This window comes from Bacillus paranthracis, from assembly GCF_024296885.1.
In the GTDB taxonomy this organism is placed as follows: domain Bacteria; phylum Bacillota; class Bacilli; order Bacillales; family Bacillaceae_G; genus Bacillus_A; species Bacillus_A paranthracis.
Map to the genome: position 1 here is coordinate 1344862 of NZ_CP101135.1, position 19413 is coordinate 1364274.

A 19413-nucleotide genomic window follows, 5' to 3' on the forward strand; every position below is an offset into this window, starting at 1 on the left:
ATGTTTACGATGGTACAGAAGCTTTGGCTGACAGTAGTATGTGCAGTATTTGTAACAGTTTCCTTTCTTTATTTTGTATCTTTATACTCGTATGAAAAGCTATACGTTGATAATTTAAAAGATTCATTAGTAATGGAAGGGAAGCGTCTTTCTGCGCAATATGATAAGCGCGAAGGAATATCAATTTTTGAAGAGAAAGTAAGAGCATTTGATCAAATATCTAGTTCAGACGTTCTTTTCGTATCGAACCCACGTGATTTAAGTGCATGTTTACCATTTGATGTGCACCATCATTCTCTTATAAGTGAAGGGGACAGGCAAGCATTATTAGATGGAAAAACTGTGACAAAGATAGGATACGAGGAACATTTTGACCGTAATATTATGGGGGTTGTCATCCCTGTTTTAGAAAATAAAAAATTAGTTGGTATTGTATATTCTTATATTCCTTTAAAAAGTATAAAAGACTTAATATATGATATGGGTCTTATTTTAGCACCGTTAGCACTTGCTATAACTTTACTGACAATATGGATTGGTAGAAAAATTATTATTGCTATTACGAAACCACTTTCGCAAATGGAACGAGTTGCCAATCATTTGGCTACGGGGGATTTCTCAGAACGAATTACAATTTCTTCTGAAGATGAAATTGGGCGATTAGGAAAAGCATTTAATAAAATGGCAAATTCTTTGGAGACAGAAGACGTAAAGCGTAAGGAGTTTTTAGCCAACGTTTCGCATGAACTAAGAACACCGCTTAGTTATATAAAAGGATATAGCGAGGCTATTTTAGACGGTGTAGCGAAGGGACCACAACAGGAAAAAGTAACACAGCTTATTCATAAAGAAGCAGATCGTATGCAGCGTCTCGTTCATGATTTATTAGATTTAGCACAATTAGAAGGTGAACATTTTCCGTTAAAGAAACAACCTATCGTTTTTTCACAACTAATTGAAGATGTGTTAGATACGTATGAGATTAAGTTTATAGAAAAGAAAATTCGTATTTCAACAAATTTAAATCCAGAAATCATTGTAATGATTGATGAGGATCGTATGCAACAGGTGCTTCATAACGTGTTAGATAATGCGATACGGTATACAAATCAAAACGGGGATATTATGGTAACGCTCAGACAGATAGATGATTACTGTGAATTGAACATAAAAGATACGGGGATCGGTATTGATACAGAGCATTTGGAAAACCTTGGCGAGCGTTTTTACCGAGTTGATAAAGCGAGAAGTCGTCAACATGGTGGAACAGGTTTAGGCCTGGCAATTGTAAGACAAATTGTTCATATACATGACGGACAGTGGCGAATTGAAAGTGAAAAAGGGAACGGTACGACGGTTAGTATTAAATTGAAAGTACAGGATGAGGAGAGCATGTTCTAATTTTTAGGGCATGCTCTTTATATGGAAGACAATAATTATACGTAAGATATAAATTAATATGTAATAAATATCGGAATTTTGACGATTTTATGAACAAAACATTTGTACTTCTTACCAATTCGTTCTAAAATAGTTATGATGCAAAGTTCTTATAAATCGTTTCAATTGTTGTTTGGAAGATACTGAGGTGATTTAACTGGAGTACAAATCTATTAAACCGAAAAAGATTTACGAAGAAGTATCTGAAGCTATTTTAACAATGATTAAAAATGGTACGTTAAAACCTGGTGACAAACTACTTCCTGTACATCAATTAGCTGAGCAGTTTCGAGTTGGTAGATCTGCTGTTCGTGAAGCGCTAAGTGCGCTAAGAGCAATGGGCTTAATTGAGATGAAACAAGGAGAAGGTACATATGTGAAGAACTTCGATTCTTCTTCATTAACAAAATCATTAAACAATAGATTATTGATGAAGAAAGAAGATATTTTGAATTTATTAGAAGTACGAAAGGTGCTTGAAGTGGGGGCAGTTCGAGCAGCTGCGGCAAAACGTACGGAAGATAATTTGCAAAATATGAAGCATTGGTTAGATGAAATGGCAAAGAGCGTTGGAGATGAAAAAGCTGGTGAAAAAGCAGATTTTCAGTTCCATATGGGAATTGCAGAGTCTTCGCATAACAACATTTTGCTTGAACTTATGAATCATGTTTCAGAGATGATTGCTGAAACGATTGGTGAATCAAGACGCATTATTTTATATGGTGAACAAACAACATCAGAACGACTTATAGAAGAGCATCAAGTTATATATGATGCAGTGTTAAAGCAAGATGTAGAATTAGCGCAGCAAGCAATGCTAGATCATTTAACAAATGTAGAACATATTGTCACAGGTAGCAACGATATAAATTCTTAATTTAATCTTTTAAAAATCTAATTTTCTGATAAAATAGAGAGAGATTAAGTAAGCGTTTTCTTTAGAAGAGGGAGAGGATAGGCCATGGTTGAGCCTATTTCTTCTCTCTTTAGTCATCTGATGACCATATGTTTGTTGGTGGAGTTGTAAAAAGGGGGAGTAATAATTATGAAAGTTACTTTATTTGTTACTTGTTTAGTCGATATGTTTGAAACAAATGTCGGCAAAGCAACAGTTGAGGTGTTGGAGCGTTTAGGTTGTGAAATTGAATTTCCAGAAGCACAAGTTTGTTGCGGTCAGCCTGCTTATAATAGCGGCCATGTAGAAGCTGCAAAAGAAGCGATGAAACATATGATTGAAACTTTTGAAGATGCAGAATATATCGTTACGCCATCTGGTTCTTGTGCGACAATGTTTCATGAGTATCCGCATGTTTTTAAAGATGATCCGAAGTGGGCTAAACGTGCACAAAAAGTTGCTGATAAAACATATGAATTTACACAATTTATTGTAGACGTTTTAAAGGTTACTGATGTTGGTGCAAGTTTACCAGGGATTGCTACTATTCATAAATCATGTCATATGACACGTATGCTTGGAGTAACAGAGGCACCAGGAATTTTATTATCAAATGTAAAAGGGTTAACTGTGAGAGAGTTACCAAATGTGCAAAATTGTTGCGGGTTTGGGGGAACGTTTTCAGTGAAGATGACTCCAATTTCTGAGCAAATGGTAGATGAAAAGGTAGATAGTGCAATGGAAACAGGCGCTGATTATTTAATCGGTGCAGATTGTGGGTGTTTGTTAAACATTGGCGGACGTATTGAGCGTTTAGGAAAAGAAATAAAAGTAATGCATATTGCTGAGGTACTGAATAGTCGCTCATGAAGGGGGAACATAAGCTATGTCTATGAAAATCAGTGAGAAAAAATTTAATGATCGCGTTGGCGATGGAATTCAAGATTCGTTTATGCGCGGAGCAGTATCTTCTGCACAAACACGCTTATATACGAATCGTTTAAAAGCAGCAGATGAATTAGGAAACTGGGAAGAATGGCGTGAACTCGGTGAAGAAATTCGTCAACATACGTTAGAAAATCTTGATTATTACTTAATGCAGTTAAGTGAAAATGTATCCAAAAGAGGCGGACATGTGTACTTTGCGAAAACGAAAGAGGAAGCAGCAAAGTATATTCAAGACGTTGCCAAAAAGAAGCAGGCAAAAAAGGTAGTAAAATCAAAGTCAATGGTAACAGAAGAAATTAGTATGAACCATGCGCTTGAAGAAATCGGTTGTGAAGTGTTAGAAAGTGATCTAGGAGAGTATATTCTGCAAGTAGATAACGATCCACCTTCACATATTATTGCGCCTGCTCTTCATAAAAATAGAACGCAAATTCGTGACGTATTTAAAGAAAAGCTTGGCTATGAAAATTCTGATGATCCATACGAAATGACAAAGTTTGTTCGTAAACAACTTCGTGAAAAATTTATGGATGCTGAAATTGGTGTGACAGGTTGTAACTTCGCTGTTGCAAATACTGGCTCTCTTTGTTTAGTAACAAATGAAGGTAATGCCGACCTTGTTATGTCGATTCCAAAAACACAAATTGCGGTTATGGGTATGGAACGTATGGTTCCGACAATGGAAGAATTAGATGTTTTAGTTGGTTTACTATGTCGTAGTGCAGTAGGTCAAAAGTTAACAAGTTATGTAACGGTAGCGGGACCAATTCAAGAAGAGGAAGTAGATGGCCCAGAAGAATTCCACTTAGTTGTGGTTGATAATGGTCGTTCTCAAATTCTTGGATCTGAATTCCGTCAAGTGTTGCAATGTATTCGTTGTGCTGCTTGTGTGAACGTATGCCCTGTATATCGACATGTTGGTGGACATTCATACGGCTCTATATACTCAGGACCAATTGGGGCGGTATTAACACCACTTTTAGGTGGATATGATGATTATAAAGAGCTTCCTTATGCTTCTAGTTTATGCGGAGCGTGTACAGAAGCTTGTCCAGTAAAAATCCCATTGCATGATTTATTATTAAAACATCGTCAAGTTATCGTTGAGCAAGAAGGTCGTGCTCCACTTGCAGAAAAATTAGCAATGAAAATGTTTAGTATGGGTGCATCTTCAGCAGCTTTATATAAAATGGGATCAAAGATGGCGCCAGCAGCAATGAGTCCATTTACATCTGGTAACCGTGTATCAAAAGGTGTTGGGCCACTTAAAAACTGGACAGATATTCGTGAATTCCCGGCTCCAAGTAAAGAACGATTCCGTGATTGGTATAAAGATCATAAGAAAGGCGGGGACAAATAATGACAGGATTAATTCAAAACCGTGAGTCCTTTCTAGAAAATATTGCAAAAGAACTTGGACGCGCGCGTAAAACGGATGGTGTAAAACGTCCAGTATGGAAAAACAATGTGAATAAAGAAACGTTAAAAAATTATTCACAAGAAGAATTGTTAGAAGTATTTAAAAATCAATGTACAAACATTCATACAACTGTTGTGGAAACGACAAATGACCGTTTACGTGAAGATATTCAAAAAGTAATCGTTGAAAACGGCGGGGGACCTATTATGTTATCGGCAGATGAACGTTTTGATTCTTATGGATTGACTTCTTTATTTAAAGAAGAACTTCCAAAGCAAAATGTTGAAGTGAACGTATGGGATCCTGAGAAAAAAGAAGAGAATATGCGTATTGCGGAAAGAGCGAATATTGGAATTGCATTTAGTGATTATACTTTAGCCGAATCTGGTACGATCGTTGTACAAAGTCATAAAGGCCAAGGCCGTTCTTTACACTTTTTACCGACTGTATACCTTGCTATTATTCCACGTGAAACACTTGTACCTCGTATTACACAAGCAGTTGAGGATATGAACAAGCGTGTAGAAAATGGCGAGACAGTGGCATCTTGTATTAACTTTATTACAGGACCTAGTAACTCGGCAGATATAGAAATGAATCTTGTTGTCGGAGTACATGGACCATTAAAAGCAGTATATTTCATCGTATAAAATAGGGGAAAGCAGGCCAGAAAATGGCCTGCTTTTTTAATAGAATAGAGATAATATGAAGTAGAAGTTCTCTCCTTTTTTTGCTATGTTCTTTTGGAAAGGAGAGGAAGGGATGTTCACTTATGTATATGCATTGTTAGCGGGGATGGTGTTTGGTTCTTTTTTTATGGTAATTGCGATGAGAGTTCCGCTAGGGGAGTCTATCATAACCCCGCGTTCATATTGTCATTATTGTAAGTATGTGCTAAAGCCAAAAGAATTGATTCCAATCATTTCTTTTTGTATGCAAAGAGGGCGTTGTACGAATTGTAAGAGGAAAATTTCAATTTTGTACGTAGTATTTGAACTTGTAACTGGAATGATATGTCTTCTTACTGTATATATGATTGGGGTGGAACGAGAGCTTATTATCGTTTTATCACTTTTTGCGTTACTTCTTATTATTTCAGTTACAGATTACATATATATGTTAATTCCAAATCGTATTTTAGCTTGGTTTGCTTGTTTACTCATTTTAGAATGTGCTTTTATACCGTTAGTCACTTGGATAGATAGTATAGTTGGTAGTTGCGTTATATTCATTTTGTTATACTGCATGCAAAAGATATATCCAGAAGGGCTTGGGGGAGGGGATATAAAATTACTTTCGTTACTTGGATTTATAGTGGGACTGAAAGGGATTTTTATCGTTTTATTTTTAGCATCTTGCTTTAGTCTTTGTTTCTTTGGAGCTGGTCTCGTATTAAAACGTATGAAAATGAGGACTCAAATACCGTTTGGTCCTTTTATTAGTCTTGGGGCAATATGTTACATGTTGGTCACGTATGCAAAATAGAGAGGGGATAGAAAATGAATGTATATATGGATGATCAAAGAAGTTGTCCGTACGGTTACGTGCTCGCAACTACAGTAGAATGTGCTTTGCAAATGGTACGAGATTATGAGGTGAATGTTCTTTCCCTTGATTTCAATATGGGATGGGGAGAAAAAAGTGGATTAGATTTTGTCGAAGCTTTTTGTAAAGAGGGTTTATATGTAAATGAAATACACTTTCATACGAATGATGTCATCGGTATGCATAAGATGAAACAGAGAATGAATAAGGGGAAGGAAGAAGGAGAGATTAATCCTAATCTTGTTGTTAAATATGTGGGGAGCTAAAAACTCCAAAGTAAAACTTTGGAGTTTTTAATGTTTCATATGCGCTTGCAACGGAATGATTTCTTCTTGTTGAGCTGCTCCTAATTCAGTTTCTTCTTGTTTCACGTCAGGTACTTTCTTTGTTAAGTAATGGTATACCATACCGACAAATACAGACCCACCAATAATGTTACCGATTGTAACTGGAATTAAGTTATGAATAGCACCTGCAAAAGAAATTGTCTCAGGATGCGGTGAAATTAAAGATAAAGCAAACAGTGATAAGTTTGCGATGCTATGCTCGTAACCAGATAAGAAGAATGTGAAAACGAGCATCATCATCATCATAATTTTTGCTGTATCACCTTTAACTTGAGAAGGTAAGAAACAAGCAAGACATACAAGCCAGTTGCATAAAATTGCTTTAAAGAATAGTTGCATTGTAGGTGTATTCATTTTTCCTTCTACTACTTTATTCATGAAATGACCGTGATCAATTGCTTCAAAAATGCCAGTTGCGTAAAATAGTAAGGCAAAGAATAAAGCACCCGCTAAGTTACCTGCATAACAAGCAACCCAGTTACGAAGTGTATCAGATAGTGTTGTTTCTTTTCTTAATGTTGCTACAGTGAAGTACATTGTGTTTCCAGTAAACAATTCAGCACCACCATATATAATAAGTACGAGAGCAATTCCGAAAAACATAGAAGCAGCTAAATAAGTTGCTGGTGAATCTGCAATGTGAAAAAAGTTACCTAATTTAAAGCATAGAACAATAATAAAACCGATATAAATACCCGCAAGTGCTGCACGAATGAAATATTGCATCGGGTTTGTATCTAACATTTGTTTTTTGCTCTTAGCCAGTTTGACAACATAATCTAATCCTTGTTCTAGCATGAGTAATACGCTCCTTTAGTACATCATCTATAAATACTCCTTATATGAATAAAGTACATGGATTCTTTTATAGTTTCAATAAGTTTGTGCAATGTTTCACAAAAAGGACATACATATATTAAGAAAGCGTTTGCAGAAGATAGTATAATAGAATTTTTCTGGACATAGAGAGGGGACAAGGAAAAAAGAAAAAGCACTGTAATTACAGCGCTTTTTCGTCTAAATTCTTTTCTACTTTTGTTTCTACTTCTTTTGAGAAGAACCAACCACCAGCTGCGATTCCAACTAATACAATCCAGAATGTAAGCTTCCATGGTGTAGATTCTGGGAATGAGTGCGGAATTACATTTAATGCAGGGTGTGCTAACGTATAAACTGCTAGTTTTACACCAACCCAACCTACAATTAAGAATGCCGCAGTTTCAAGTCCTGGTTTACGTTTTAAAATTTGTACGAAAGCAGTTGCCGCAAATCGCATAATGATTAATCCGATAAGTCCACCTACAAAGATAACAACGAATTGTCCAGTATCAAGACTACCAATTGTACCTAATCCTGTTTTTGGTAAAGTCATTGCTAATGCAACAGCAGCTAAAATAGAATCAACTGCGAAGGCGATATCTGCAACTTCAACTTTAAATACGGTCCACCAAAAGTTCTCTTGTTTTTTCTTTGCTTCTTTTTCTTCTGTTTCTTCATCTGTATTCTTTTTAACATACGTTTTAAATAAGTGATTACCAGCGATAAACATAAGGTAAATGGCACCGATTGCTTGCACTTGCCATACGTCGACTAGGAACGAAATCATAAATAACGATCCGAAACGGAAAACAAATGCCCCTGCTAATCCATAAAATAGTGCTTTCTTTCTTTTTTCTTCTGGTAAATGTTTTACCATAATTGCAAGAACAAGAGCGTTGTCAGCCGCTAAAATCCCCTCTAGTGCAATTAGGATGAGTAATACCCAACCATACTCCAATAATAATGATACATCCATGTACATTCTCCTCTCATTTCTATAAGTACTAAATAAGTGAAGAATTTCCCCACTATTTAGTTTCCCCATACTCCTGCCTATTAACTTTGGAAGAATTTGGTAATGAATGCAAAAAAGACCTCTGCCGTTAATAGGCAAAGGTCTTGCTAGACATATGTAATGAAAATGCCAACAAAGCCGGAAGAACTAAGTTCTACGTAATGACGACTTTGTTTCCAAGAAATATTCTTGGACGCTACTCCCCTTTGGAGATATGCTATTGTACTCTCATTATATGGATAATTTATACGGTTGTCAACCTGTTAAAATGTCTTCATTCGGATATTTTATTTTCCGGTTCTTTTTACGTGCAAATGAAAAAGCTAATGTTAAAGGCCCCATCTTCCCAAAAAACATCATAAAGATAATAATAGCTTTTCCAATCATCGTTAAGTGTGGTGTGAAATTCATACTGAGACCGACAGTCCCAAATGCTGAAAATACTTCGAAAGCACTCATCAATAGAGGAACTCCCTCAGTAATGCTTAAAATTAAAATAGCAAAAAAAATAAATGAAATAGAAATAATAGCGATGGTTAATGATTTGACAATGAGAGTATCTTTAATGGATTTTTTAAACACGACAATATCATCTTGCTCTTGTAAAAATTTAAATACCCCAAAAAACATGATTAAAAAGGTTGTTAATTTAATCCCACCGCCGGTTGAAGCACTACCGGCTCCGATAAACATTAGAAGCATCATTAATAAAAGGGAAGGCTTTGATAATGCGGAAATATCAACTGTATTAAACCCGGCAGTACGCGTTGAAATAGCTTGGAAATAAGCAGCCATGCCTTCTTCAAATGGGGTAAAGCCTCTCATAGAAAGAGAATTGTGAAACTCGAATATAAAAATAAAAACAGTCGCAATAATATTGATGATTAGAGTAGAAGAGAGCATAAGTTTTGAGTGTAATGTAAGGTTTTTAAAATTTTTCTTTCTTTTTATATCTACGATTACTGTAAAACCAATCCCACCTAAAATAATGAGGGAGGAAATGACGAGATTGACAAGAATGCTGTGAGAGTGGGACATTAAATTATCGCTCCAAACAGAAAAACCTGCATTGTTAAAAGCAGAGATGGAATGAAAAAAGCTATAATAGATCCCTTTAGCAATCCCATATTTCGGTACCCATTCAAAAGAAAGAATGAAAGCAGCGATACATTCGACTGTAAAAGAGAATAAAAATAATGCTTTGGCAAGACGAATGACACCGCCTATATTCGTTTGATTTAATGCTTGTTGCAATAAAATTCGGTTTTGAAGGCCAATTTTTCTGCCAAGCATAATCGCAATTAAAACGGCAAAGCTCATAATGCCAAGTCCGCCCACTTGTATAAGTATTAAAATGACACATTGGCCAAATAAGGTAAATACTTTCCCAGTGTCCACAACACCAAGCCCTGTAACCGTACAAGCAGAAACGGTTGTAAATAAAGCATCGAGCCATGAAATAGACGTCGTTGTAGCAATTGGCAATTTTAATAAGCATGTACCGATAATTGATAACATAATAAAAGACAAAGTAAGAACACGGGGAGGACTCATGTGAATGTTAATCCGTTTCATGTTACATATCGTTCCTTTCAGTTTGCTTTTACTAGTATGTGAAAAAGCACCATTATGTATGTTAAAAATAGAAAGAGGCAGAGAATATCTGCCTCTAAGCCATATGTTATATTGTTATCCACGTAATTGTTGTTGAGCTAAAGAAACAAGACGTTTTGTTACTTCACCGCCAACTGATCCGTTAGAACGTGATGCAGTATTAGACCCTAAGCTTACGCCGAATTCTTGTGCAATTTCATATTTAAATTGATCAAGTGCTTGTTCAGCACCTGGAACTAGTAATTTGTTTGTTTTTGCCATGATGATACACATCCTTATGAGTAATCCAGTTCAGCTAAGTATGTATCTGAACTGGTACCGTTATTTTATGTGGAACCGGCGTGCTCATACGCGGAAGTAATCGGTGTGATTAGAAGTTATTGGATAGAAAAAAGAGTAGCAATTTTTGCTACTCTTTTTTTAGTATTGTCGCTGTACCTTCCACGACAATATCATCCGATTGATTATATATATTTGTTTGCAACGTAATGATTTTTTTATCATCACGTTTTTTGATGACCTCTGCCACAACGCGAAGTGTATCGCCGATTTTGACAGGAGCGCGGAATGAAACGTTTTGAGATAAATAAATCGTATTTTTACCCGGGAGTTTCGTTCCAAGGATGGTAGAAATAAAACTTGAAACGAGCATACCATGAGCAATACGTTCTTTAAACATTGTCGTTTTTGCAAAAGAATCTAAAATATGAATAGGATTCACATCTCCAGTCAATTTTGCAAAATTGATAACGTCCTCATCCGTAATCGTTTTTGTAAGTGATGCTTGATCACCGACTTGAATCTCATCATAACGAAGCTCCGGGACGGTTTGTGCTTCTTGAAATGGATTCATTTTGTCCTCCTTCTTTTCCATATCGAAAAATGCTAGCCATCTTGATGTAGTAGGAGGAAGAAAGAGTTTTGTTTGTGCTGCAGTTAGCTCCCACATTTTTCTTACTTGATGGAAGTAAATAGATTTTTTGAGTTTTCCTCGAACTTTTTTGCGAGTTCCAACTGTTTTGTCTTGAAATCTTCCAAAAAACCTTCTAACTGTTTTTGAGCCTCTTCACGTTGTAATTGTTGTTGTTCAATAAATTGCTTCGTTGTTTCTTCAAATTGACCGCTTGTTTGAGTAAGGATAGACAAAGATGTTTTTGTAGGAGAAACAGTTAGCTGTTGCATATGAGCAGAAAGCTCTTTCCATTTGTCTTGCCACTCATTAATTTGATCATTTAAGGAGTTTCCAGTTAATTGCTTCACGTAATCTGTATACTGATTATTGAATTGAGTAGTAAATTGTTGCAGTTCTTTTTCTAGTTCATCTACTCCTGATGTTAATTTATGCAAAGCATCTTGTTGTTGTTTTAATGTTTCTAAAGTAAGTTGCTCTAATTGTTTCCCAGCTGAAGAGAAAAGGGAAAGTGATTGAGACCAGTTTTTCCAAAATGCATCGACTAATTCGTATGGTTTAGTTTCCATTGTTTGACCCCCAAATGTTTTTTTACATATTGTGAACGCAGATTACTCTGCTGTATCACCAGGTGAAGATGAAGAATCTTTTTCATCCTTTTCTGGAGAAGTAGAAAATGGAAAGAATGCATTGGTGTATAACGTGAAAAACGTCCGCAACATATTTTGATAATGCTCAAAAGAAGTCGCACATGTTGTTAAATATTGCTCTCCATATTCAGTTAAAGAATAAATTCTTTTGGCTGGCCCTCCGTCGCTTGTATCCCAAGTAGAAGAAATAAGGTTTTCTTTTTCTAATTTGCGTAGTGTTCTGTACACATTACCTTGGTCAACAGAAGAAAAGCCGATATCCATTAGCATTTGAATAAGTTTGTAACCATGAAGACTCCAGTCTTTAAGACAGAGAAGTAAGAAGGGAACTAAGAAGTTTTTTGGCATGGAGTTTGGTTGTTTTGCTTGGTTGTTCTCCAAACTTTCGCGTTGTTCTGGTTCATTATGTAGCATGATTGTGCATCACCTCATGAATCAGTTAGATGGAATTTTTTGCTTATAAGTGCAATTTACACCTATCTGTTTTTAAAGTCAATACATTTGTTAGAAAATAGAAAAAAATAAAATATAGACTTGAAGTTTTATTCAGAATATTAGAAAATAATGAATAGGTTGAATTGTTTCAAAAACGAAAAAGGGAGTGTAGGTAAAGTGATTGATCAAAAATTCGATCCACTACAAGCATGGAAAAATGCTTATGAACAAACCGAAACATTTTGGGGAAAAGCGCTCAATGAAACAATTAAAACAGAAGAATATTCTGCTTGGATGGGCAGCGTTCTAGATTTGAATTTGTTTTATCAAAAAGCATTAAATGATACGACAAAAAATTATTTAGAGCAGGTAAATGTGCCTACGAAAGAGGATATCGCTAGAGTGGCTACGCTTGTTATTAACTTAGAAAATAAAGTGGATAACATTGAGGAGTTTCTAGAAGATAAGGTAGAGTCAGTAGGACAAGCTCCTACATTAAAGCGCGATGTTACGAAAGTAAAACAAGATATTCGCACATTAGAAACGAAAGTTGATCAAATTTTAGAATTGCTAGAAAAGCAAAATGCAGTACTAGCAAAACTACAAGAACCTGTAAAAGAAGAAGTAAAACCTACGAATAAGCCAGAAAATAAAAAGTGATAATAGCGCTTGTTTATAACATATGAAAGAGAAAGGGAGAATCTCTTTTCTATGTATAAACAGCGAAACATAATTATATAGGGACTCCATAGTATGAGTACCAAAATGATTCATAATAGTCGTTCACAAATTCATTTAAGGGGGAAAAGAAATGGTTCAATTAAATGGCAAAGTAGCAATCGTAACAGGTGGGGCAAAAGGGATTGGAAAAGCAATCACAGTAGCGTTAGCACAAGAGGGCGCAAAAGTTGTTATTAACTATAACAGCAGTAAAGAAGCAGCTGAAAACTTAGTAAATGAACTAGGAAAAGAAGGACATGACGTTTATGCAGTTCAAGCAGATGTTTCTAAAGTAGAAGACGCAAACCGACTTGTAGAAGAAGCAGTGAATCATTTTGGTAAAGTTGATATTCTTGTTAATAATGCTGGTATTACAAGAGATCGTACATTCAAAAAGTTAAATCGTGAAGATTGGGAACGCGTAATTGACGTGAACTTAAGCAGTGTGTTTAATACGACAAGCGCGGTACTTCCATACATAACGGAAGCGGAAGAAGGTAGAATTATTAGCATTTCTTCTATTATTGGTCAAGCGGGTGGATTTGGACAAACAAACTACTCAGCAGCGAAAGCAGGTATGCTAGGATTTACAAAATCATTAGCATTAGAGCTTGCAAAAACAAATGTAACTGTAAACGCTATTTGCCCAGGGTTTATTGATACTGAAATGGTAGCAGAAGTACCAGAAGAAGTACGCCAAAAAATCGTTGCGAAAATCCCGAAAAAACGTTTTGGTCAAGCTGATGAAATTGCAAAAGGTGTAGTATACCTATGCCGTGACGGTGCTTATATCACAGGTCAGCAATTAAACATTAACGGCGGATTATATATGTAATGAAGTAAGAAAAAAGTGCATATCCATAGCAGGAATGCACTTCTTTTTTTAGAAGGAAATTGACCAAAAAGGAGATAGAAAAATGACTACATTCGCAACAGAATGGGAAAAGCAATTAGAGCTATACCCAGAAGAGTACCGAAAAGCATATCGCCGAGTGAAAAGGGCGAGTGAAATTTTATTACGTGAACCAGAGCCACAAGTAGGATTAACGCCGAAAGAGGTTATTTGGACGAAGAATAAGACGAAGCTTTATCGCTACATTCCAAAACAAGAAAAAACACAAAGAGTCCCAATTCTATTAATATATGCTCTTATTAATAAACCATATATTATGGATTTAACTCCTGGAAATAGTTTAGTGGAATATTTAGTGGACCGTGGTTTTGATGTGTATATGCTTGATTGGGGCACATTTGGTTTAGAAGATAGTCATTTGAAATTTGATGATTTTGTGTTTGATTATATTGCAAAAGCAGTGAAAAAAGTAATGCGAACTGCAAAATCGGACGAGATTTCTTTACTTGGTTATTGCATGGGGGGAACGCTAACTTCTATTTATGCGGCACTTCATCCGCACATGCCAATTCGTAACCTAATCTTTATGACAAGTCCTTTTGATTTCTCTGAAACAGGATTATATGGTCCTTTATTAGATGAGAAATACTTCAATCTAGATAAAGCGGTTGATACATTTGGAAATATTCCGCCAGAAATGATTGATTTCGGAAACAAAATGTTAAAACCAATTACGAACTTTGTTGGTCCATATGTTGCTTTAGTAGATCGTTCAGAGAATGAGCGCTTCGTTGAAAGCTGGAGGTTAGTTCAAAAGTGGGTTGGCGATGGCATTCCGTTCCCAGGTGAATCATACAGACAGTGGATTCGTGATTTTTATCAAAATAATAAATTGGTTAAGGGTGAACTCGTTATTCGCGGACAAAAGGTAGACCTTGCAAATATTAAGGCGAATGTCTTAAATATTTCAGGGAAACGTGATCATATCGCCCTGCCGTGCCAAGTAGAAGCGTTGCTAGATCATATTTCTAGCACAGATAAACAATATGTATGTTTACCAACGGGACATATGTCGATTGTTTACGGTGGAACAGCGGTAAAACAAACGTATCCGACGATTGGAGACTGGCTTGACGAGCGCTCTAAGTAAAAATAAAAAATCCAACTAGCATGTGTTAGTTGGATTTTTTTTATGTAAAATAACAAAACATAGAAAGGAGAAATTTATATTTTAGGAGTATAATTATGAAGCTTATGATTGGTAAGTTGTTTTGGGATACAGGAGCTTCTATGCCTTGTTATCCATCGTTAGAAAATGATATGATATGTGATGTGCTTGTAGTTGGAAGTGGCGAAGCGGGTGCTCAAATAGCGTATTCGTTAGCGAAAATGGGAATGCGCGTTACACTTATTGAAAAAAATATGATTTCATGTGGCAGCACAGCTGCTAATACAGGGTTATTACAATTTCTTCATGATAAATCGTTAACCTCACTTATCCATACATTTGGAGAAGAAAAAGGGGTGCGAGCATATAAGCTTTGTTACGAAGCGTTACGAACAATGGAGAAAGTTGTACCGACTCTCGATATCGATCCCCAGTTTATTCCGCGAAACAGTTTATATTATGCAAGTAAAAGTGAAGATGTCTCATTTTTACAAGAGGAATATAAAACGTTACAGAATTATGAGTTTCCAGTTGAGTATTTTACAGCATCTGATATTAAGGAACGGTATCCTTTTACAAAACAAGCGGCATTATATACACACGGTGATGCTGAGGTAAATCCGTATTTATTAGCGCATAGCCTTTTGCATAAAGCAAATCAAATGGGTGCTACTATATATGAATATACAGAGGCCATACATATAAAAAAACGTCAAAATGATTTAATTTGTTATACGAAAACAGGAAATCAAATTGTAGCAAAGAATATTATTATGGCGACTGGTTATGAAGCACTTTTCGGAAAGAAAGAAAAAAATACAACAGTGGAAACATCATATGCAGTTGTGACAAATAAGGTAGATTCATTTGAAGGTTGGCATGAGCAATCATTAATTTGGGAAACAGCACGGCCGTATTTATATTTTCGAACGTATAAAAACCGTATTATTGTAGGTGGATTGGATGAAGCAATGAAAATTCAAACAATCGGTGATACGAAATTATTGCATAAGCGTGATGTCCTTATTAACATTATAAAAGAGATGTTCCCGCAGTATAAAACTATACAGGCAGACTACTATTGGGCGGCAGCATTTGGCGGTAGTCATGATGGTCTCCCTATTTTAAAAGAAGATAATAAGATACATAATTTATTTTATGCATTGCCATATGGAGGTAATGGAACTGTGTATGGAATGGTATTTGCTAAAATATTTGAGCAGTTATTTACAAATAAAGAAAGTAAAGATTTTTCTTTATTTAATCGATAGAAAAAAGGTAGCGAAGTGATGGAATGAGAGATATAAAAAAGTTTTTACAAAAATTACGCCCTGTACAACTCATTGTTCTGTTTTATTTATTAGCGGTAGTTGTATCGGTGATATTGCTTAGTTTACCGTTTGTTACGAAGCCTGGTGTCAAATGGACATTTATAGATGCACTTTTTACATCGGTTAGTGCGGTAAGTGTTACGGGCCTGTCTGTTGTTACGATTTCAGATACATTTACTACGGCAGGAATTATTATTTTAGCCCTTATTTTACAATTGGGCGGCTTAGGAATTATGGCGTTAGGTACATTCGTTTGGATTATAACAGGAAAAAAGATTGGTTTGCAGAGAAGAAGACTCATTATGGCAGACCATAATCAAGGGAATTTATCAGGTCTTGTAGAATTGATGCGTTCTATTTTAATTGTAATTATTTCAATAGAGCTTATTGGAGCAATATTATTAGGTACAAGATTCTTACTTTACTTTCCAACTTGGCAAGAAGCTTATTTTCACGGTTTTTTTGCAGCTGTTAGTGCAACTACGAACGGCGGATTTGATTTAACAGGACAATCGCTAATTCCGTATAAAAAAGATTACATTGTTCAAATGATTCATATGTTACTTATTATTTTAGGAGCAATCGGCTTCCCTGTATTAATGGAAGTGAAACAATTCCTTAGTAAAAGGAGACAGCAACTATTTCGTTTTTCGCTATTTACAAAATTGACGACAACAACATTTTTTGCGCTTGTGGTCGTTGGAACGATTATGATTTTTTTACTAGAACGAAATCATTTTTTAGCAGGAAAGTCATGGCATGAAACAGTTTTCTATACACTATTCCAATCTGTGACGACGCGAAGCGGGGGACTTGCTACAATGGATATACTTGAATTGTCACAACCGACGCTTTTATTTATGAGTATATTAATGTTTATAGGAGCATCTCCAAGTTCGGTTGGGGGCGGGATACGTACAACGACATTTGCTGTTAGTATATTGTCACTATACACTTTTGCAAGAGGCGGGAGAACGGTTAGAGTCTTCAAACGTCAGCTACATGAAGAGGACGTGCTGAAAGCATCTGTCGTTATGACAATGGGGATTTTATTATGTGCCACAGCACTATTTATTTTATCTATTACGGAAAATGTACCGCTTATGAGTTTAATTGTTGAAGTCTGTTCTGCTTTCGGGACGACAGGACTATCGACAGGTATTACGCCAGATTTAACAACTGTTGGTAAACTTGTACTCATTGTACTTATGTTTATCGGGCGTGTCGGTATTTTAACATTTATACTAGCTAGTGGCGGAAGAGAACAGCCACCTCGCTATAAATATCCGAAAGAGAGAATTATTATTGGATAGTATGAAACCATTCTACCTATGTTAGGTAGAATGGTTTTTTAGTCATTAATGCCAAATTGCGGATGCATAAAAGTATCCTTCTTATTATCTCCTTCTTTTTTTAGTAACTCTTGATTTTCTTCTGAAATCCACCCAATATCATTTGTAGGATGGATCCATTCTTCTCCAGCCATAATGGCAGGATCTACATCATCACTCCAATTGTGAAGTGGACTGTTCTCGGAATCATATTTACTGTCTCCGATTACGACGTCATATTGATTTATGAAAGGTTGTTGCATCTTCTTTCCTGTTCCTTTAAAAGATGGGAAATTCATTTGATGCGGGAGCGTTTCATCTAAAATGGGTGACTGGATTTTATCTTTCTTCTTCAAAATAAGAGCTCCTTTTTATTATGATTTCTTCATATGTAGTATTTCCATCTAGCAGTTCTTATGTACTTGTTAACACTTGCCAGTAATAATTATTTTAGCTTGCTTCAAACTAGAGTAGAAAGTGAATTTTGAGAGCAGGTGAATGTATTGGTAAAAAGAAAAGTGAAACAAAATGCGGCAATCAACAATAATAAAACTCCGAAAGAAAGCTTACCAGATGCAGAATTTGCATTAGAGTATGAAGGAGAAAATAGCGCGAAGTATGCAAATCGTAATTCAAAAAAAGGTAAACAAAAGTGAGGCGTTTTTTACAAACGCCTCATTTTTTTGTGGGATTATAAAGGTTTTTTTAATTATTTGTAAATTTAGTGTTCATTATTAGCAGAAAAATGCGAAAAAACATAGAAGTAGCAACGTATTACACAAAAACAAACAACAAACAAAAGATTAATGTTGGTTTAATACTGCTTTTACACTAGTTGTTTATATTTGAGTTGTACATAAGATTTGTAAAAGGAGAGAGAGACAGTGAAAAAAACAATCTTTAAAGCTGTAGCAACTGGAATGGTATTTTCGTTATTAATGGGGTGTGGTGCAAAGAAAGAAGAAAGTGCTGGGGCAAAAGTAAAAGATGATAAATTATCTGGATCATTAACTGTTTACACAGCAATTGAAGAAGAACTTGTACCAATTTATCTTGATTCTTTTAAAAAGAAATATCCAGATGTGAAGCTGAATATTGTTCGTGATTCAACTGGAGTTATTACAGCAAAATTGCTAGCTGAAGGGAAAAATACACAAGCAGATGTTGTATGGGGAACTGCAGCTTCAAGTCTATTAGCTTTAGATAAAAAAGATATGTTAAAAGGATACTCTCCAAAAGGAGCGGATCGCGTTTTACCGCAATTTAAAGATGATAAACAACCAGAAAAATGGGTAGGAAATACTGCATTTATGACGGGGATTGCTATAAATAAAGAAGAATTAAAGAAGAAAAATTTACCGATGCCAGAATCATACGAAGACTTAACGAAACCAGAGTATAAAGGAACGCTTGTTATGCCACATCCAGCATCTTCTGGAACAGGATTTTTAACAGTTTCTGCATGGTTACAAATTATGGGTGAAGATAAAGGCTGGGATTACATGAAGAAACTTCATGATAATATGGCAACTTATACTCATTCAGGTTCAAAACCAGCGAAATTAGCGGGGGCGGGTGAATATCCAGTTGGTGTATCGATGGTTTATAGTGCTTTGAAAGAGAAACAAAAAGGTGCACCAGTTGAAGTTGTATTGCCAAAAGAAGGATTAGGTTGGGAAGTAGAAGCGAACGCACTTATTAAAAAAGATAATGAAAAAAATGAAAAATTAGCGCAAGCATTTTTAGATTGGGCAATTACTGATGATGTAATGAAGTTATACTTCGAGAAAAATGGATTTGCGACAATTAAAAATGATTATAAACTTCCAGACGGATTCCCTAAAGATGTGACGGAAAAGTTATACAAAAAGAACGACTTTAAGTGGGCAGCAGAAAATCGTGACAAAATTTTAGAAAAATGGGAAAAAGAGTTTGGCCAAAAAGCAGAACCGAAAAAGTAAGTGAGTGGGAG

22 protein-coding genes and 1 riboswitch are annotated in these 19413 nt (G+C 35.6%); of the genes, 14 read left to right on the top strand and 8 right to left on the bottom strand.

The window, feature by feature from the left end; genetic code table 11:
* The 7 genes from NLJ82_RS06785 (at position 1) to NLJ82_RS06815 (ending at position 6514) form a co-directional block, all read left to right on the top strand.
* Positions 1 to 1401 (top strand): sensor histidine kinase, encoded by a 1401-nt coding sequence (locus NLJ82_RS06785; protein WP_000494834.1) that lies wholly within the window; start codon positions 1 to 3, stop codon positions 1399 to 1401.
* Positions 1402 to 1627: 226 nt separating this feature from the next.
* Positions 1628 to 2317, top strand: a complete 690-nt coding sequence (locus NLJ82_RS06790; protein ID WP_254915594.1) for a FadR/GntR family transcriptional regulator — start codon at positions 1628 to 1630, stop codon at positions 2315 to 2317.
* 168 nt (positions 2318 to 2485) lie between these two features.
* A complete protein-coding gene (locus NLJ82_RS06795; RefSeq protein ID WP_000869149.1) occupies positions 2486 to 3205 on the top strand; it encodes a (Fe-S)-binding protein in 720 nt (239 codons plus the stop codon).
* 16 nt (positions 3206 to 3221) lie between these two features.
* A complete protein-coding gene (locus NLJ82_RS06800; RefSeq protein WP_000061914.1) occupies positions 3222 to 4643 on the top strand; it encodes a LutB/LldF family L-lactate oxidation iron-sulfur protein in 1422 nt (473 codons plus the stop codon).
* The gene (locus NLJ82_RS06805; protein WP_000147208.1) at positions 4643 to 5353 is read left to right on the top strand and encodes a LutC/YkgG family protein; all 711 of its coding nucleotides are present in this window, start codon (positions 4643 to 4645) and stop codon (positions 5351 to 5353) included. The genes NLJ82_RS06800 and NLJ82_RS06805 overlap by 1 nt, the downstream gene beginning before the upstream one ends.
* Positions 5354 to 5465: 112 nt before the next feature.
* On the top strand, positions 5466 to 6188 hold the full coding sequence (locus NLJ82_RS06810; protein ID WP_000495747.1) for a prepilin peptidase: 723 nt from the start codon (positions 5466 to 5468) through the stop codon (positions 6186 to 6188).
* A 14-nt stretch (positions 6189 to 6202) separates the two neighbouring features.
* Positions 6203 to 6514 (top strand): cyclic-phosphate processing receiver domain-containing protein, encoded by a 312-nt coding sequence (locus tag NLJ82_RS06815; RefSeq protein ID WP_001103780.1) that lies wholly within the window; start codon positions 6203 to 6205, stop codon positions 6512 to 6514.
* Positions 6515 to 6541: 27 nt separating this feature from the next.
* Here the strand turns inward: NLJ82_RS06815 and NLJ82_RS06820 are convergent, their stop codons facing one another.
* The 7 genes from NLJ82_RS06820 to phaQ form a co-directional block, all read right to left on the bottom strand.
* Positions 6542 to 7393 (bottom strand): formate/nitrite transporter family protein, encoded by an 852-nt coding sequence (locus tag NLJ82_RS06820; protein WP_000893050.1) that lies wholly within the window; start codon positions 7391 to 7393, stop codon positions 6542 to 6544.
* A 202-nt stretch (positions 7394 to 7595) separates the two neighbouring features.
* Complete coding sequence (locus NLJ82_RS06825; protein WP_000383322.1) at positions 7596 to 8390, bottom strand: TerC family protein; 795 nt, start codon at positions 8388 to 8390, stop codon at positions 7596 to 7598.
* Positions 8391 to 8480: 90 nt separating this feature from the next.
* A riboswitch (yybP-ykoY riboswitch) is annotated at positions 8481 to 8646 on the bottom strand.
* Between the two features lie 38 nt (positions 8647 to 8684).
* Positions 8685 to 10004 carry a TrkH family potassium uptake protein gene (locus NLJ82_RS06830; protein ID WP_000822318.1) on the bottom strand — a complete coding sequence of 440 codons (1320 nt, stop codon included), beginning with the start codon at positions 10002 to 10004 and terminating at the stop codon, positions 8685 to 8687.
* Between the two features lie 114 nt (positions 10005 to 10118).
* Complete coding sequence (locus tag NLJ82_RS06835; RefSeq protein WP_001140707.1) at positions 10119 to 10304, bottom strand: alpha/beta-type small acid-soluble spore protein; 186 nt, start codon at positions 10302 to 10304, stop codon at positions 10119 to 10121.
* 148 nt (positions 10305 to 10452) lie between these two features.
* The gene (locus NLJ82_RS06840) at positions 10453 to 10896 is read right to left on the bottom strand and encodes a MaoC family dehydratase (RefSeq protein ID WP_001067916.1); all 444 of its coding nucleotides are present in this window, start codon (positions 10894 to 10896) and stop codon (positions 10453 to 10455) included.
* 101 nt (positions 10897 to 10997) lie between these two features.
* The gene (gene phaP / locus NLJ82_RS06845; protein WP_000448589.1) at positions 10998 to 11522 is read right to left on the bottom strand and encodes a polyhydroxyalkanoic acid inclusion protein PhaP; all 525 of its coding nucleotides are present in this window, start codon (positions 11520 to 11522) and stop codon (positions 10998 to 11000) included.
* Positions 11523 to 11564: 42 nt separating this feature from the next.
* On the bottom strand, positions 11565 to 12017 hold the full coding sequence (phaQ, locus tag NLJ82_RS06850) for a poly-beta-hydroxybutyrate-responsive repressor (protein WP_000903020.1): 453 nt from the start codon (positions 12015 to 12017) through the stop codon (positions 11565 to 11567).
* 198 nt (positions 12018 to 12215) lie between these two features.
* Between phaQ and phaR the strand changes: the two genes are divergently transcribed.
* From phaR to NLJ82_RS06875, 5 genes are all read left to right on the top strand, one after another.
* Complete coding sequence (gene phaR / locus NLJ82_RS06855; protein ID WP_000566940.1) at positions 12216 to 12698, top strand: polyhydroxyalkanoic acid synthase subunit PhaR; 483 nt, start codon at positions 12216 to 12218, stop codon at positions 12696 to 12698.
* 151 nt (positions 12699 to 12849) lie between these two features.
* Positions 12850 to 13593 (top strand): acetoacetyl-CoA reductase, encoded by a 744-nt coding sequence (locus NLJ82_RS06860; RefSeq protein WP_000250412.1) that lies wholly within the window; start codon positions 12850 to 12852, stop codon positions 13591 to 13593.
* A gap of 82 nt (positions 13594 to 13675) precedes the next feature.
* Positions 13676 to 14761, top strand: a complete 1086-nt coding sequence (gene phaC / locus NLJ82_RS06865; protein WP_000206335.1) for a class III poly(R)-hydroxyalkanoic acid synthase subunit PhaC — start codon at positions 13676 to 13678, stop codon at positions 14759 to 14761.
* 95 nt (positions 14762 to 14856) lie between these two features.
* Positions 14857 to 16050: an NAD(P)/FAD-dependent oxidoreductase gene (locus NLJ82_RS06870; protein WP_000772476.1), complete on the top strand. Its 1194-nt coding sequence runs from the start codon at positions 14857 to 14859 to the stop codon at positions 16048 to 16050.
* A gap of 23 nt (positions 16051 to 16073) precedes the next feature.
* Positions 16074 to 17423 carry a TrkH family potassium uptake protein gene (locus NLJ82_RS06875; RefSeq protein WP_001204709.1) on the top strand — a complete coding sequence of 450 codons (1350 nt, stop codon included), beginning with the start codon at positions 16074 to 16076 and terminating at the stop codon, positions 17421 to 17423.
* A gap of 38 nt (positions 17424 to 17461) precedes the next feature.
* On the opposite strand, the gene NLJ82_RS06880 is transcribed toward NLJ82_RS06875, so the two are convergent.
* On the bottom strand, positions 17462 to 17797 hold the full coding sequence (locus NLJ82_RS06880; RefSeq protein WP_000725962.1) for a DUF3905 domain-containing protein: 336 nt from the start codon (positions 17795 to 17797) through the stop codon (positions 17462 to 17464).
* Between the two features lie 147 nt (positions 17798 to 17944).
* Between NLJ82_RS06880 and ykzP the strand changes: the two genes are divergently transcribed.
* Positions 17945 to 18097, top strand: coding sequence for a protein YkzP (gene ykzP / locus NLJ82_RS06885; RefSeq protein WP_000240799.1), 153 nt, complete (start codon positions 17945 to 17947; stop codon positions 18095 to 18097).
* 228 nt (positions 18098 to 18325) lie between these two features.
* Positions 18326 to 19402 (top strand): putative 2-aminoethylphosphonate ABC transporter substrate-binding protein, encoded by a 1077-nt coding sequence (locus tag NLJ82_RS06890; RefSeq protein ID WP_000750888.1) that lies wholly within the window; start codon positions 18326 to 18328, stop codon positions 19400 to 19402.
* Positions 19403 to 19413 lie beyond the last annotated feature (11 nt).

What these genes read in the sequence shown, in the direction of transcription:
- NLJ82_RS06785 (WP_000494834.1), top strand. Translation starts at nt 1, where the DNA reads ATGTTTACGATGGTACAGAAGCTTTGGCTGACAGTAGTATGTGCAGTA.
- NLJ82_RS06795 (WP_000869149.1), top strand. Translation starts at nt 2,486, where the DNA reads ATGAAAGTTACTTTATTTGTTACTTGTTTAGTCGATATGTTTGAAACA.
- NLJ82_RS06800 (WP_000061914.1), top strand. Translation starts at nt 3,222, where the DNA reads ATGTCTATGAAAATCAGTGAGAAAAAATTTAATGATCGCGTTGGCGAT.
- NLJ82_RS06805 (WP_000147208.1), top strand. Translation starts at nt 4,643, where the DNA reads ATGACAGGATTAATTCAAAACCGTGAGTCCTTTCTAGAAAATATTGCA.
- NLJ82_RS06810 (WP_000495747.1), top strand. Translation starts at nt 5,466, where the DNA reads ATGTTCACTTATGTATATGCATTGTTAGCGGGGATGGTGTTTGGTTCT.
- NLJ82_RS06815 (WP_001103780.1), top strand. Translation starts at nt 6,203, where the DNA reads ATGAATGTATATATGGATGATCAAAGAAGTTGTCCGTACGGTTACGTG.
- NLJ82_RS06820 (WP_000893050.1), bottom strand. Translation starts at nt 7,393, where the DNA reads ATGCTAGAACAAGGATTAGATTATGTTGTCAAACTGGCTAAGAGCAAA.
- NLJ82_RS06825 (WP_000383322.1), bottom strand. Translation starts at nt 8,390, where the DNA reads ATGGATGTATCATTATTATTGGAGTATGGTTGGGTATTACTCATCCTA.
- NLJ82_RS06830 (WP_000822318.1), bottom strand. Translation starts at nt 10,004, where the DNA reads ATGAAACGGATTAACATTCACATGAGTCCTCCCCGTGTTCTTACTTTG.
- NLJ82_RS06835 (WP_001140707.1), bottom strand. Translation starts at nt 10,304, where the DNA reads ATGGCAAAAACAAACAAATTACTAGTTCCAGGTGCTGAACAAGCACTT.
- NLJ82_RS06840 (WP_001067916.1), bottom strand. Translation starts at nt 10,896, where the DNA reads ATGAATCCATTTCAAGAAGCACAAACCGTCCCGGAGCTTCGTTATGAT.
- phaP (WP_000448589.1), bottom strand. Translation starts at nt 11,522, where the DNA reads ATGGAAACTAAACCATACGAATTAGTCGATGCATTTTGGAAAAACTGG.
- phaQ (WP_000903020.1), bottom strand. Translation starts at nt 12,017, where the DNA reads ATGCTACATAATGAACCAGAACAACGCGAAAGTTTGGAGAACAACCAA.
- NLJ82_RS06860 (WP_000250412.1), top strand. Translation starts at nt 12,850, where the DNA reads ATGGTTCAATTAAATGGCAAAGTAGCAATCGTAACAGGTGGGGCAAAA.
- phaC (WP_000206335.1), top strand. Translation starts at nt 13,676, where the DNA reads ATGACTACATTCGCAACAGAATGGGAAAAGCAATTAGAGCTATACCCA.
- NLJ82_RS06870 (WP_000772476.1), top strand. Translation starts at nt 14,857, where the DNA reads ATGAAGCTTATGATTGGTAAGTTGTTTTGGGATACAGGAGCTTCTATG.
- NLJ82_RS06875 (WP_001204709.1), top strand. Translation starts at nt 16,074, where the DNA reads ATGAGAGATATAAAAAAGTTTTTACAAAAATTACGCCCTGTACAACTC.